Origin of the sequence: Frigoribacterium sp. PhB116, from assembly GCF_004364285.1 — a bacterium.
Classification (GTDB): domain Bacteria; phylum Actinomycetota; class Actinomycetes; order Actinomycetales; family Microbacteriaceae; genus Frigoribacterium.
Genome location: NZ_SOBE01000001.1, coordinates 489,077 through 502,954, shown reverse-complemented (window position 1 = coordinate 502,954; position 13,878 = coordinate 489,077). Strand labels below are relative to the sequence as shown.

The 13,878-nt window shown below is 71.6% G+C and carries 11 protein-coding genes; 7 read left to right on the top strand and 4 right to left on the bottom strand.

Annotation, left to right across the window (positions count from 1 at the left end; translation table 11 throughout):
- Positions 1-18: 18 nt before the first annotated feature.
- Positions 19-1,155 carry an alkaline phosphatase family protein gene (locus EDF20_RS02290; RefSeq protein ID WP_133737580.1) on the top strand — a complete coding sequence of 379 codons (1,137 nt, stop codon included), beginning with the start codon at positions 19-21 and terminating at the stop codon, positions 1,153-1,155.
- Positions 1,156-1,195: 40 nt separating this feature from the next.
- On the opposite strand, the gene sepH is transcribed toward EDF20_RS02290, so the two are convergent.
- Positions 1,196-2,377: a septation protein SepH gene (gene sepH / locus EDF20_RS02285; RefSeq protein WP_123546011.1), complete on the bottom strand. Its 1,182-nt coding sequence runs from the start codon at positions 2,375-2,377 to the stop codon at positions 1,196-1,198.
- Between the two features lie 212 nt (positions 2,378-2,589).
- On the opposite strand from sepH, the gene EDF20_RS02280 reads away from it, so the two are divergent.
- Positions 2,590-2,883, top strand: a complete 294-nt coding sequence (locus EDF20_RS02280; protein ID WP_123547235.1) for a DUF4193 domain-containing protein — start codon at positions 2,590-2,592, stop codon at positions 2,881-2,883.
- Here the strand turns inward: EDF20_RS02280 and EDF20_RS02275 are convergent.
- Complete coding sequence (locus EDF20_RS02275; protein ID WP_123546009.1) at positions 2,858-3,313, bottom strand: DUF3093 domain-containing protein; 456 nt, start codon at positions 3,311-3,313, stop codon at positions 2,858-2,860. The two genes, EDF20_RS02280 and EDF20_RS02275, sit on opposite strands and share 26 nt — an antisense overlap.
- A 104-nt stretch (positions 3,314-3,417) precedes the next feature.
- Here EDF20_RS02275 and dut point away from each other — a divergent pair, with 104 nt between their 5' ends.
- The 5 genes from dut (at position 3,418) to dxs (ending at position 10,370) form a co-directional block, all read left to right on the top strand.
- Positions 3,418-3,840 carry a dUTP diphosphatase gene (gene dut / locus EDF20_RS02270; RefSeq protein ID WP_123547234.1) on the top strand — a complete coding sequence of 141 codons (423 nt, stop codon included), beginning with the start codon at positions 3,418-3,420 and terminating at the stop codon, positions 3,838-3,840.
- Positions 3,837-4,550: a DUF3710 domain-containing protein gene (locus EDF20_RS02265; RefSeq protein WP_123546007.1), complete on the top strand. Its 714-nt coding sequence runs from the start codon at positions 3,837-3,839 to the stop codon at positions 4,548-4,550. The genes dut and EDF20_RS02265 overlap by 4 nt, the downstream gene beginning before the upstream one ends.
- A gap of 5 nt (positions 4,551-4,555) precedes the next feature.
- A complete protein-coding gene (locus tag EDF20_RS02260) occupies positions 4,556-5,344 on the top strand; it encodes a DUF3159 domain-containing protein (RefSeq protein ID WP_133737579.1) in 789 nt (262 codons plus the stop codon).
- 150 nt (positions 5,345-5,494) lie between these two features.
- Positions 5,495-8,311: an aconitate hydratase gene (locus tag EDF20_RS02255; protein WP_133737578.1), complete on the top strand. Its 2,817-nt coding sequence runs from the start codon at positions 5,495-5,497 to the stop codon at positions 8,309-8,311.
- 118 nt (positions 8,312-8,429) lie between these two features.
- Positions 8,430-10,370 (top strand): 1-deoxy-D-xylulose-5-phosphate synthase, encoded by a 1,941-nt coding sequence (dxs, locus tag EDF20_RS02250; protein ID WP_123546001.1) that lies wholly within the window; start codon positions 8,430-8,432, stop codon positions 10,368-10,370.
- Between the two features lie 113 nt (positions 10,371-10,483).
- Here dxs and EDF20_RS02245 read toward each other — a convergent pair whose 3' ends face one another.
- Complete coding sequence (locus EDF20_RS02245) at positions 10,484-12,628, bottom strand: 3-hydroxyacyl-CoA dehydrogenase NAD-binding domain-containing protein (RefSeq protein ID WP_243833338.1); 2,145 nt, start codon at positions 12,626-12,628, stop codon at positions 10,484-10,486.
- Entirely contained in the window at positions 12,625-13,830 is a 1,206-nt protein-coding gene (locus tag EDF20_RS02240; protein ID WP_123545999.1) for a thiolase family protein, read from the bottom strand. Before EDF20_RS02240 ends, EDF20_RS02245 begins: the two co-directional genes overlap by 4 nt.
- Positions 13,831-13,878: the final 48 nt, after the last annotated feature.

Here is a 13,878-nt window from a genome sequence, read left to right as displayed (position 1 = left end):
TGTGCCAGACTGGTGCCGATGACGACCATCGTACCGGCGCGTCCCCCCGGCGCGGTGAGCCTGGCCGACGTCCTCCCGTCCGTCCTCGCCGCGCTGACCGGCGGCGTCGGGGCCCTCCCTCTCCCGCCCGCCCGCTCGGCCGTCGTCCTGCTCGTCGACGGGCTCGGCTCCGCCGCCCTCGGGGCCCGCCGCGGCCACGCTCGCCACCTGGCGGGCGCCTCCGGCAGCCTCTTCTCCGGCTTCCCGACGACCACCGCGGCAGCCCTCACGACCTTCACCACCGGCCGCCTGCCGGGCGAGCACGGCCTGGTCGGATACTCGGTGCTCGACGCCGAGCGCGACCGCGTCGTCAAGCAGCTCTCCGGCTGGGACGCCGGCATGCGGCCCGACACGTGGCAGCTCAGCGGCACGGTGTTCGAGGACGCCGCCGCCCGGGGAGTCCGCAGCGCGGCCGTCGGCCCTGCGCGCTACGCCCGGTCAGGGCTGACGGAGGCGATCCTGCGCGGCGCCGCCTACGAGACGGCCGAGTCGATCGCGGACAGGTTCCGTCGCGCGCGCGACCTCGTCGCCGCCCCCGGGGCGACGATCGTCTACCTCTACGTGCCCGAGCTCGACATGATCGCGCACCGCCTCGGCTGGCAGAGCGACGAGTGGACGGCCGCCCTCGAGGAGGTGGACGGCGAGGTGGGCAGGCTCGCCGCCTCCCTCGGGCCCGACGAGGGACTCCTCGTGACGGCCGACCACGGCGTGCTCGACGTCGGAGAGAGGGGACGCATCGTCTTCGGGCACCGCGCCGCGCTGGTGGACGGGGTGCGTCACGTGGCAGGCGAGCCCCGGTGCCTGCAGCTGCACTTCGAGCCCGACGCGCCGGAGGCGGTCCGCGCCGCCACCCTGGAGGCCTGGCGCGCGGCCGAGTCGGACCGCGCCTGGGTCGTCACCCGCGAGGAGGCGGTGCAGAGCGGGTGGTTCGGCCCCGTCGATCCCGTCGTGGCACCCCGCATCGGGGACGTCCTGGTCGCCGCCCGCAAGGGCGTCGTCTGGTACGACGGCAGGACCTCGGGAGGACAGGCAGGGTCGATGATCGGCCAGCACGGTTCGTGGTCGGGCGACGAGACGCAGGTGCCGCTGCGACGATTCGGCGCCTTCGCGCGCTGATCCGCGCGCACGTCGTGCGCGCGAGGACTCAGACGGGGCGTCAGGCGGGGTCGTCGTCCGAGCGGGCTCCGAAGACGATCTCGTCCCAGCTCGGCATGGACGCGCGGCCGCGGGCCTTCTTCGGGCCGCCCTGACCGGGCACGACGCCGTCCGGTCCGGGCATCGGGCGTCGACCGCCGCGGGCCTGTCCCACGGTGCGCGCGCGCTGCCCGCCGTCTCCCTGTGCCGAGGGAGCACCAGGGAGGAGGGGCTGCGGCGTCGTCTCGCCCTCGGGCAGGTCGAAGTCGTCGAGGGGCACATCGATGACCCGGATGGAGCTTGTGGCGAGCTCGTCCCGCGACGAGTCGTCGGAGAAGCGCGCCGCCTCGCGCTCGCCTCGGCGTCGACGGAGCGCCTCGAGCAGGTCGGCGGTCTGGGCGTGCGGGTCCCCGGCGGCGGCGTCGGGGTCGCGGTTCGTGGCCGCGAGGGAAGCGGGGGAGCGGACGTCCTGTCGCGCGACCGCTGCGGGGCGGTCCGAACGGTGCTCGTCCGGGGCCGCGTCGTCCAGGTGCCCGTCCTCGGGCTCGACGAGGAACGCGCCGCTGTCGAAGCGCCCCGTCACGGGCTCGTCGTCTGCCGGGCGGAGGCCGACGGCCCGGAGACGCGGGACGAGGGGGCCGACGTCGGCCGAGTGCTGCGAGAGGGTGCGGGCGTCGCCGGCGTGCGGGACCAGGGAGAGGGCCTTGGGGTCGAAGCGCCAGGTGGCGTCTCGCGACACCTCCTGCGTCACGTACGAGACGGAGACGAGCCAGCCGTGCTCGGCGTCCTTGTAGCTGGTCCAGTGACGGTCGGTCGCAGCGGCGGTGTCGAGGCGCGACTCGATGACGCCCCCGAAGGAGGACGAGTCGCCGTCGGGCTGCACGTCGGAGGCGACGGTGACGGCGACGCCGAGGGCGGTGCGCAGGGCGTGCGACCTCTCGGCGAGGACGGGGCCCTCGAAGCGCCGGACGTAGGCGAGGTCCGCTCCCGTGCGCTCCGCCGCCTGCTCGGGCGAGAGCCCGGAGCGGATGAGCGACTGGATCTCGCGCGGCGGCGCCTTGCGCTCGACCGGGGTGCTGTCGGGGGCCGCAGCGCGCAGCTGCGACCTCAGCGACGGGGTGACGGGGAGCCGGTACTCGGCACCGCCGTCGGCGGCGACGACGAGCGCTCCGCTCTCGACCCCGATGACCCTCAGATCCTGCATCTCGCACGCCTTTCCACCGTCGTGTCCTGGCCAGAAGCGTCCCACGTCAGGGGCGTGTTCCCGGGAATGGATCGGGCGTGCCGCGAGTTCCTCCAGAGCGGCCGAGAGGCCCCTTCGGCGGGTTTGCTATTCGACAACGAGTGATGCAAACTGTGCCCGCCGAATTCGGTACACGAACTTCGGTACACGAACTATTGAAGAACTGGATGGGCATGGCCACCGACTACGACGCACCTCGCAAGAACGACGACGACGGCTCGGAGTCGATCGAGGGGCTCAAGGAGCGCACCCCCGACAAGACCACCGGAGTGATCGACGACGACGCGGACAACCCGGGCTCGTTCGAGCTCGCCGGCCAGGATCTCTCCGACCTCGACCTCGACGTCGTCGTCCTGCCCCCGCAGGTCGACGAGTTCACCTGCGTCGAGTGCTTCCTCGTGAAGCACCGCTCGCAGCTCGACCACGAGACCAAGCTGGGCGCTATCTGCCGGGAGTGCGCTGCCTGAGCGACTCCAGGAGACGGACGACCTCGTCGGGTCGTCTCGTCGACACCAACCAGTAGGGTGCGGGATCCGTCTCGTCGGTGAGGGTGATCCTGACCACCGGCTTCACCCAGCCACGGAAGAGGGTCCAGGCTCGCGCGTCGAGCCGGGGCCCTCTCTGCTGTGTGGCCTCCGCTCCCGAGAAGCCCCGCACCTCTCCGATCTCGTGCGGGAAGAGACGGGCGCGCCCGGCGGAGAACCCCTCGTCGTCGATGCGGAGCACCGGCGAGGTGAAGACGAGGGCGAGCACCGTGGCCGCGTAGAAGAGGACCGCCACGACGACCCCGACGAGCTGGTCGATGGGCAGGAAGACGAGCAGCGTCGCGGGGACGACCAGGGCGGTCGCGACGAAGACGGTGGCCGGCGGCGTGAGCCGTTCGCGGTACGGGTTCATGGGTCCATTCGACCAGACTTCTGCACTAGCCTCGACACGTGACCCCGACCCTCGACGTCCTCTTCACGGCCGACCGAGCCGGCGCCTCCTCGTCCCCGGACGACCTGGCCCCGCGGTACGCGCACCCCGGCGACGCGGGGGCAGACCTCCTGTCGTCCGAGGCGCTCGTCCTCCGGGCCGGCCACCGGGCGCTGGTCGGCACCGGCGTGTCGATCGCGCTGCCTGACGGCCACGCGGCGTTCGTCGTCCCGCGCAGCGGGCTGGCGGCCAAGCACGGCATCACCGTCGTGAACAGCCCGGGCACGGTCGACGCGGGCTACCGCGGCGAGATCAAGGTCACGCTCCTGAACACCGACCTCGAGTCGGACCACCAGATCGAGGTGGGCGACAAGATCGCCCAGCTCGTCGTCGTGCCCGTCGTCCGGGCCGTCTTCGTCCCCGTCGACGAGCTGCCCGAGAGCAGCCGGGGCACGGGCGGCTTCGGCTCGACGGGCTACGCACACACCACCGGAGGCACCGCATCATGAGGAAGTCGAAGCGCGAGGCGCAGCAGCTGGCCGAGATCGAGGTCGAGACCGCCGACCTGGCCGACGTCGAGGTCGACATCGAGGCCCTGGACGACGCCGAGGTCGAGGTCTTCGACGACTCGAAGTCCGCGCCCGCCGACCGGGCCGACGAGGGCCCGCTCGACGAGACCGAGGCCAATCCTGTCCGCCCGTACGTCGACCTCGGCGGCGTCAAGATCGTCCCGCGCGACGGCCTGCACCTGCGACTCGAGGTCGAGGAGGGCAGCAAGCGCGTCGTCGCGGTCGGCCTCGACTTCGCGAAGTCGACGCTGCAGGTGCAGCCCTTCGCGGCTCCCCGCACGACGGGCCTCTGGAACGAGATCCGCGAGCAGATCAGCGAGCAGATCCAGAAGCAGGGCGGCACGACGACCGAGGTCGACGGCCCGTTCGGCCCCGAGGTCCGCGCCGAGATCCCGCTCATGGGCGGCGACCCCGGCAGCACGCGCCTCGCCAGGTTCATCGGCGTCGACGGCCCGCGCTGGTTCCTCCGCGGCGTGATCGCCGGCGACGCCACCGTCGACGACGAGGCCGCCGCGAAGATCGAGGAGCTGTTCCGCAGCATCGTCGTCGTCCGGGGCACCACCCCGATGCCTCCTCGCGAGCTCATCCCGCTCAGCATGCCCAAGCCGAGCGCGGTCGACGCGTCCGCGGGCGCCGCCGACCAGGCCTGACCCTCGTGGAGCACGACGGGGCGACGGCCCGGCCCGACGACGAGCGACCCCTGCCCGGCGAGGAGTCGCCGCTCGACGATCCGCGCGTCTCGTTGGCCGCCCAGCTGCGGGCCGCGGCGCAGAAGGCCGGCATCGGGCAGGTGGCGCCCGGCGAGGTGCCCACCGCCTCCGCGCTCCTGACTGCCATCGGCGGGGTCCGCGGCCTGGCGGAGTCGATCGTGCCGGGCCTGGGCTTCGTGGTCGTCTACACGATCACCGGCCAGCTGCTGCCGTCGGTGCTGATCCCCGTCGCCCTCGCCGCCCTCTTCGTCGTGTCCCGCGCCGTGCAGCGCGGTCCGGTCGCGCAGGCACTCGCCGGCGTGCTGGGCGTCGCTCTGTCGGCCGGCATCGCCCTGCTGAGCGGTCGGGCCGAGGGGAACTTCGTCCCCGGCATCGTGATCAACGCCATCTCGCTCCTGGCGATGGTCGTCAGCATCGCCGTTCGCTGGCCCCTGGTCGGCATCATCGTCGGCCTCCTCACCAACGAAGGAGGCGCCTGGCGGCAGGACCGTGCCAAGCGCCGCGTCCTCGTGCTGGTCACGTGGCTGTGGGCAGGGCTGTTCGCGGCTCGCCTCGCGGTGCAGCTCCCGCTCCTGCTGAGCGGGCAGATCACCGCCCTCGCGACCCTCAAGCTCCTCATGGGCGTGCCCCTCTACGCCGGCCTCCTCTGGGTCACGTGGTTGCTCGTCCGGACCGTCTACCGCGGTCGCGCCTCCGGCGACGATGTCGTCGACGCGCAGGGCACCGTCAGCTAGCCCACCGCCTCCGGTGCTAGGTTTGTCTCGACATCAAGACAGTTCGACGACATGCGCCCGCAGTCCGTCGGCGACTTAGGCTGACCTCGCTGGTGCGGTCCCTCGTCGTCGGGTCATGATGAGGGCGAAGTCCAGCAAGGGAGACGGCACGTGTCTGCAATCAACAGCTTCAGCTCGAAAGACGTCCTGACGGTCGGCGGCACCGACTACGAGGTCTACCGCATCGACGCGGTGGACGGCTCGCAGAAGTTGCCCTTCAGCCTCAAGGTCCTGCTCGAGAACCTGCTCCGCACCGAGGACGGCGCGAACGTCACGGGCGACCAGATCCGCGCGCTCGGCTCGTGGCAGCCGACCGCCGAGCCCGACACCGAGATCCAGTTCTCGCCGGCGCGCGTCGTCATGCAGGACTTCACGGGGGTGCCCTGCATCGTCGACCTCGCGACGATGCGCGAGGCGGTCTCGGCCCTCGGCGGCGACCCCACCAAGATCAACCCCCTCGCCCCGGCCGAGCTCGTGATCGACCACTCGGTCATCGCCGACCTGTTCGGCTCGGCCGACGCCCTCGAGCGCAACGTCGAGATCGAGTACGAGCGCAACGGCGAGCGGTACCAGTTCCTCCGCTGGGGCCAGACGGCCTTCGACGACTTCAAGGTCGTGCCGCCGGGCACGGGCATCGTGCACCAGGTCAACATCGAGTACCTCGCGCGTGTCACCTACAGCCGCGAGGTCGGCGGGGTCCTCCAGGCCTACCCGGACACCCTCGTCGGCACCGACTCGCACACGACGATGGTCAACGGCCTCGGCGTGCTCGGCTGGGGTGTGGGCGGCATCGAGGCCGAGGCGGCCATGCTCGGCCAGCCCGTCTCGATGCTCATCCCCAAGGTGGTGGGCTTCAAGCTCAGCGGCTCGATCCCGACCGGCGTCACCGCGACCGACGTGGTGCTGACGATCACGCAGCAGCTGCGTCGCCACGGCGTCGTCGGCAAGTTCGTCGAGTTCTACGGCGACGGCGTGGCCGAGGTGCCCCTGGCGAACCGCGCCACGATCGGCAACATGAGCCCCGAGTTCGGCTCGACGGCCGCGATCTTCCCGATCGACGACGTCACCCTCGACTACCTGCGCCTCACCGGCCGCAGCGACGAGCAGATCGAGCTCGTCGAGAAGTACGCGAAGCTCCAGGGCCTCTGGCACGACCCGTCGGTCGAGCCGGTCTTCAGCGAGTACCTCGAGCTCGACCTCGCGACCGTCGTCCCGTCGATCGCCGGGCCGAAGCGTCCCCAGGACCGCATCGAGCTGACGAACGCGAAGAGCCAGTTCGGGGTCGACCTCGACAACTACGCCACGACGGACCACTCGATGGTCGACGCCGCGGTCGAGGGCACGTTCCCGGCGTCCGACCCCGTGGGCTTCACCGCGCAGGACGAGGAGTCCTCGCACGCCCACTCGCACACGCACACCTCGCACGCCCCGTCGACGGTGTCGAAGCCGACCCAGGTCGCCCTCGACGACGGCTCCTCGTTCACGCTCGACCACGGCGCGGTCGCCATCGCGGCCATCACGTCCTGCACCAACACGTCGAACCCCTCGGTGATGCTGGCGGCCGGCCTGCTCGCCCGCAACGCCAGCCAGAAGGGCCTGAAGGCCAAGCCGTGGGTCAAGACGACCCTGGCGCCCGGCTCCAAGGTCGTCACCGACTACTACGAGAAGGCCGGTCTCACCAGCTACCTCGAAGACCTGGGCTTCTACACCGTCGGCTACGGCTGCACGACCTGCATCGGCAACTCGGGCCCGCTGCTGGACGAGATCTCGACTGCCGTCCAGGACAACGACCTCGCCGTCACGGCCGTCCTCTCGGGGAACCGCAACTTCGAGGGCCGCATCAACCCCGACGTCAAGATGAACTACCTGGCGAGCCCGCCGCTGGTGATCGCCTACGCGCTGGCCGGGTCGATGAACTTCGACTTCGAGGCCGACGCGCTCGGTACGTCGCCGGACGGCAGCGACGTCTACCTGCGCGACATCTGGCCCGACGCGGCCGAGGTGCAGTCGACCATCGACTCGTCGATCGACACCGACATGTTCACGCACGAGTACGCCGGCGTCTTCGACGGCGACGAGCGCTGGCGGTCGCTTCCGACGCCCACGGGCGCGACCTTCGAGTGGGACCCGGAGTCGACCTACGTCCGGAAGCCCCCGTACTTCGAGGGCATGACGCTCGAGACGACCCCGGTGACGGACATCGTCGGGGCGCGCGTGCTGGCAAAGCTCGGCGACTCGGTCACGACCGACCACATCAGCCCCGCCGGGTCGATCAAGACGGACAGCCCCGCCGGCCACTACCTGGCCGAGCACGGCGTCGACCGCAAGGACTTCAACTCCTACGGGTCGCGTCGCGGCAACCACGAGATCATGATCCGCGGCACCTTCGCCAACATCCGGCTGCGCAACCAGCTGCTCGACGGCGTCGAGGGCGGCTACACGCGCGACTTCACGCAGGCCGACGCCCCCCAGTCGTTCATCTACGACGCGAGCGCCCGGTACCAGGAGCAGGGCACGCCCCTCGTCATCCTCGGCGGCAAGGAGTACGGCTCCGGCTCGTCGCGTGACTGGGCGGCGAAGGGCACGAGCCTCCTCGGCGTCAAGGCGGTCATCACCGAGAGCTTCGAGCGCATCCACCGCTCGAACCTGATCGGCATGGGCGTCGTCCCGCTGCAGTTCCCGGCGGGCGAGACCTGGGAGTCCCTGGGCCTCGACGGCACCGAGTCCCTCAGCATCCACGGGCTCGAGCAGCTGAACGAGGGCACGACGCCCAAGACCGTGCACGTGACTGCGGAGCCGACCGAGCACTCGGCCGACGGCGCCCGCACGATCGAGTTCGACGCCGTGGTCCGGATCGACACGCCGGGCGAAGCGGACTACTACCGCAACGGCGGCATCCTGCAGTACGTCCTCCGCAGCCTGGTCTAGCCGCACCCCGAGGCCCTCGACGTCGTGTCCGCACGGCGCCGGGGGCCTCCCGGCGTTCCCGGCGGTCCGCGCCTAAACTGAGGATCGCCGCCTCCGGGCTGCCGGAAAGGAAATCCCGATGAGCATCCTCGAGACGATCAAGGGTCCCCGCGACCTCGATCTCCTCACCGACCAGCAGATGATCGCGCTGGCCGCCGAGATCCGCCGCTTCCTCGTGACCGAGGTGTCCAAGACCGGCGGGCACCTGGGGCCGAACCTGGGCGTCGTCGAGCTGACGCTGGCCATGCACCGGGTCTTCGAGTCGCCGCACGACGCCTTCGTCTTCGACACCGGCCACCAGTCGTACGTGCACAAGCTCGTCACCGGGCGGCAGGACTTCAGCGGGCTCCGGCTGCGCGGCGGCCTGGCGGGCTACCCGCAGCGCTCCGAGTCCGAGCACGACATCGTCGAGAGCTCCCACGCCTCCAGCAGCCTCTCGTGGGCAGACGGGATCTCCCGGGCTTTCCAGCTCACAGGTCAGTCGGACCGACACGTCGTCGCGGTGGTGGGCGACGGCGCCCTCACCGGCGGCATGACGTGGGAGGCCCTGAACAACATCAGCGACGACAACGGTCGCCGGCTGATCATCGTGGTCAACGACAACGGCCGCTCGTACGCGCCGACGATCGGCGGCATGGCGCGGTTCCTCAACACCGTCCGCACCCGCAGCACGTACCGCGACATGCACCGCGGCTCCGAGGCCGTCTTCGACCACCTCGGGCACCCCGGCCGTGCGCTCTACCGCGGCGTGCGGGGCGGCCTGCACGGTTTCCTCAGCCGCTTCACGAACAACGAGGCGCTCTACTCGAACCTCGACATCAAGTACCTCGGCCCGGTCGACGGACACGACCAGAAGGCGATGGAGGAGGCGCTCACCCAGGCGAAGGACTACGGCGCCCCGGTCATCGTCCACGCCATCACGGAGAAGGGCCGTGGCTACGACCCGGCTCGTGCCGACGTCGCCGACCAGTTCCACGCGGTCGGCCAGATCGACCCTGAGACGGGCGAGCCGCTCGAGACGGCCAACGCCCCCTCGTGGACGAGCGTCTTCGCGGACGAGATCGTCTCGATCGCCGAGCGCGACGAGACCGTCGTGGGCATCACCGCCGCCATGCTCCGTCCCGTCGGGCTGCACAAGCTCGCCGAGCGCTTCCCGAGCCGCGTCCTCGACGTCGGCATCGCGGAGCAGCACGCCGTGACGAGCGCGGCCGGCCTCGCCTTCGGCGGCCTGCACCCCGTCGTGGCCCTCTACGCCACCTTCGTCAACCGCGCCTTCGACCAGGTGCTCATGGACGTCGGCCTGCACCGGGCGGGCGTGACGTTCGTCCTCGACCGGGCGGGCGTCACCGGCCCCGACGGGCCCAGCCACCACGGCATGTGGGACCTGGCGCTCCTCCAGATCGTCCCGCACATCCGCCTCGCCGCCCCGCGGGACGCGTCTCGTCTGCGCGAGGAGCTCCGGGAGGCCGTCGCCGTGACCGACGCACCGACGGTGGTGCGCTTCTCGAAGGGCAGCGTCGGCACCGAGCACGAGGCCGAGTCGCGCCTCCCGGACGGCGTCGACGTCCTCGCGAGCGACGAGCGGCGCGACGTGCTGCTGGTCTGCGTGGGGCCGATGGCCACCGTCGGCCTGGACGTCGCCGAGCGCCTCGCGGCGCAGGGGATCGGGGCGACCGTCGTCGACCCGCGCTGGGTGGTCCCCGTGCCGCGGTCCGTCATCGAGCTCGCCGCTGAGCACCGCCTCGTCGTCACCATCGAGGACGGCGTGCGCGTCGGCGGGATCGGCACCCGTGTCCGTCAGGACCTGCGCGAGGCCGGCGTCGACACCGCGCTCACCGAGCTCGGGCTCCCCGACGAGTTCCTGCAGCACGGCTCTCGCGCTGAGATCCTCGAGGAGGCGGGCCTCACCCCGCAGCACATCGCACGGGACGTGGTGGCCCAGGTCCTCGGCAGCAAGATCCCCGTGGCCCGCCCGCTGGACGACGCCTCGTCGCGCCGGGTGGACGCGCAGCAGGACTAGGGCGTCCGTACAGCGGACGGCGCACGACGAGGGAGGGCCCCGACGACCAGGTCGTCGGGGCCCTCCCTCGTGACGTGACGGGCGCCTCCTCGGCAGACGCCGGGACGCCCGTCTCAGGCCGGGACGCGCACCGCGTGCTCCGGGCCGACCACGAGGGGGTCGTGGAACGTGCGTCCCCGCACCCGCTCGGAGGCTCCGACACGGTCGAGGTAGGGCGTCACGCCGCCCATCTGGAACGGCCAGCCGGCGCCGAGGACCATGCACAGGTCGACGTCCTCGGCCGCCGAGACGACCCCGTCGTCGAGCATCCGGCCCACCTCGTCGGCGAGGCCGTCCTCGATGCGGCGCCGCAGCTCGTCGTCCGTGAGGGGAGTGCCCTCGCCGGCGACGAGCGCGACGGCCTTCTTGTCGAACCCCTTGCGACGGCCCTTGGCGTCGCGCTCGAAGACCCGCCCGTGCTCGGCGAGCCGGTGCAGGCCGTCACTGGCGAAGAATCGGTCGGGGAACGCCGCGTTGTGCGTGTCGAGCACGTGCGCCCCGACGGTGAGGCCGACGAGCTCGAGCAGCTCGAAGGGCGTCATCGGGAGGCCGAACGGTGCGATGGCCCGCTCGACCGTCTCGAAGGGGGTGCCCGTCTCGACGGCGTGCATGGCCTCGCCGAGCAGCTTGGCCAGGACGCGGTTGACCACGAAGCCGGGCGTGTCGGCGGTGATCACGGCGTTCTTGCGCAGTGCGGCTGCCGTCACCATGGCCGTGCTGAGGGTCGCCTCGTCGGTCGCCGGTGCCTTCACGACCTCGATCAGCGGCATCACCGCGACCGGGTTGAAGAAGTGGAAGCCCACGAGGCGCTCGGGGTGCGCGAGGCGCGCCCCGATCTGCTCGACGCTGAGCGACGACGTGTTCGTCGCCAGCACCGTCGTCTCCGAGACGACGGCCTCGACGTTCGCGAAGACCTCCTGCTTGACGCCGAGTTCTTCGAAGACGGCCTCGATGACCCAGTCCGCGTCGGCGAAGTCGGCGAGGTCGGTCGTGCCGGTCACGAGCGCGGTGAGCCGGTTCGACTCGTCGCCCGAGATGCGCCCCTTCTCGGCCAGCTGCAGGATCTCGCCGCGGATGCGCTCCACTCCGGCGTCCACGCGGGCCTGGTCGATGTCGGTGATGACCACCGGGACCTGCAGCCTCCGGACGAAGAGCAGCGCGAACTGGCTGGCCATCAGGCCGGCCCCCACGACGCCGACCTTGCCGACCTTCCGCGCGACGTCGGGCGACGGAGCCCCCGCAGGCTTCTTCGCCCGCTTCTGCACCAGGTCGAAGGCGTACATGCTGGCGTGGAACTGGTCGCCCGACACGAGCTCGGCGAGGGCTTCGTCCTCCGCGGCGAAGCCCGTCGCCCGGTCGGTGTTCCGTGCCGCCTCGAGCAGGTCGAGGGCGACCCAGGGAGACCGCGCCACCCGGCCGATCTTCGACTCGAGCGACTTGCGGGCGATCGAGATCGCGGCGCCCCACTTCACGGCCCGCTCGATCTTCCCGGGCACGTTCGGCCGGGCGACCTTCGTGCGGCCCGCCACGACCCCGTCGGCCCAGCGGATCGAGTCCTCGAGGAACGCGGCCGGGCCGAACTCGACGTCGACGATGCCGAGCTCGAGGGCCTGCGCGGCCTTGAGCGTGCGGTTGTTCTTGAGCGGGTTCTCGAGCACGACCTTCAGCGCGTTCTCGATCCCGATCAGGTTCGGCAGCAGCCAGGCGCCGCCCCACGCGGGGACGATGCCGAGGAACACCTCGGGCAGGGCGATGGCCGCCGCGGACGAGTCGACCGTGCGGTAGTCGGCGTGCAGGGCTATCTCGAGCCCGCCTCCCAGGGCCAGGCCGTTCACGAAGACGAACGTGGGGACACCGGCATCGTGCAGCTTGCCGAGGGTCGAGTGGCCCAGACGGGCCAGCTCGCGGGCGACGTCGCGGCTCGGGATCTGGCTGACCTTGCTGAGGTCCGCACCGGCCGCCAGGAAGTACGGCTTGCCGGTGACCGCGATGGCCTGGACCTCACCGTGGGAGGCGCGGGCCCGGAGGCCGTCGAGGGTCGCGGACAGCTCGACGAGGGTCGCGGGCCCCAGCGTGCTCGGCCGCTTGTGGTCGCGGCCGTTGTCGAGCGTGACGAGGGCGAGGACGCCGCCCGAGGGCAGCGGCACGTCGCGGACGAACGAGTGCGTCACCACCTCGTCGGCGCTGAGGGCGGTGAGCTGGTCGACTGCGCTGCTCACGATCGAGCCGCCTTCCGTGAGTGGTGGGGGTTCTCCCAGATGACGCTGCCGCCCTGGCCGAGGCCGACGCACATGGCCGTGAGCCCGTAGCGGACCTCCGGGTGCTGCTCGAACTGGCGGGCCAGCTGGATCATCAGGCGGACGCCCGACGACGCGAGCGGGTGGCCCACGGCGATGGCGCCGCCCCAGGGGTTGACGCGCGGGTCGTCGTCGTCGACGCCGAAGTGGTCGAGCAGCGAGAGGACCTGGACGGCGAAGGCCTCGTTCAGCTCGAACAGGCCGATGTCGTCGATCGTCAGCCCTGCCTTGCGGAGGGCCTTCTCGGTCGAGGGCACCGGGCCGATGCCCATGATCTCGGGCTCGACCCCGGCGTAGGCGAAGCTGACGAGGCGCATCTTGACGCCGAGGCCGAGTTCGTCGGCGGCTCCGCGGGAGGCGAGCAGGCTGACGGTCGCACCGTCGTTCAGCCCCGACGAGTTGCCGGCGGTGACCCGCCCGTGGGGGCGGAACGGCGTGCGGAGCCCGGCCAGCCCCTCCATCGTGGTCTCGGGCCGTGGCGCCTCGTCGCGCGTGGCCAGGCCCCAGCCCTCGGGCGTCTGCACCGCGACCGGCACCAGGTCCGGCTGGATGTGGCCCGCGTCGTAGGCGGCGGCGAGCTTCTGCTGCGACCGCAGGGCGAAACGGTCGGAGCGCTCCTTGGTGAGCTGCGGGAACCGGTCGTGGATCCGCTCGGCGGTCGAGCCCATGTTCAGGGCGTCGCCGCTGACCAGCTTCTCGGTGAGGAACCGGGGGTTGGGATCGGCCGCGAAGCCCATCGGGTGCCGACCCATGTGCTCGACGCCGCCCGCGAGGACGACGTCGTAGGCGCCGAACGCGATGCCGCCGGCGAGGGTCGTGACGCTCGTCATGGCGCCGGCGCACATCCGGTCGATCGCGAAGCCTGGCACCGACCGGGGCAGCCCCGCCAGGAGGGCCGTGGTGCGACCCAGGGTCAGGCCCTGGTCGCCCTGCTGCGTCGTGGCCGCGATCGCGACGTCGTCGACGCGGTCGCGGGGGAGCGACGGGTTGCGCTCGAGCAGCCCCTTCATGGCCTTCACGACGAGGTCGTCGGCCCTCGTTCCCCAGTACATGCCTTTTTCTCCGGCCCTGCCGAACGGGGTGCGTACCCCGTCGACGAAGACCACGTCTGTCGTGTCGGCCACAGTGCCTCCAGTGCTCGGAACTGCTCCGATCCTAGGGAGGGGCCTGCT

What these genes read in the sequence shown, in the direction of transcription:
- EDF20_RS02290 (WP_133737580.1), top strand. Translation starts at nt 19, where the DNA reads ATGACGACCATCGTACCGGCGCGTCCCCCCGGCGCGGTGAGCCTGGCC.
- EDF20_RS02280 (WP_123547235.1), top strand. Translation starts at nt 2,590, where the DNA reads ATGGCCACCGACTACGACGCACCTCGCAAGAACGACGACGACGGCTCG.
- sepH (WP_123546011.1), bottom strand. Translation starts at nt 2,377, where the DNA reads ATGCAGGATCTGAGGGTCATCGGGGTCGAGAGCGGAGCGCTCGTCGTC.
- dxs (WP_123546001.1), top strand. Translation starts at nt 8,430, where the DNA reads ATGAGCATCCTCGAGACGATCAAGGGTCCCCGCGACCTCGATCTCCTC.
- EDF20_RS02265 (WP_123546007.1), top strand. Translation starts at nt 3,837, where the DNA reads ATGAGGAAGTCGAAGCGCGAGGCGCAGCAGCTGGCCGAGATCGAGGTC.
- EDF20_RS02275 (WP_123546009.1), bottom strand. Translation starts at nt 3,313, where the DNA reads ATGAACCCGTACCGCGAACGGCTCACGCCGCCGGCCACCGTCTTCGTC.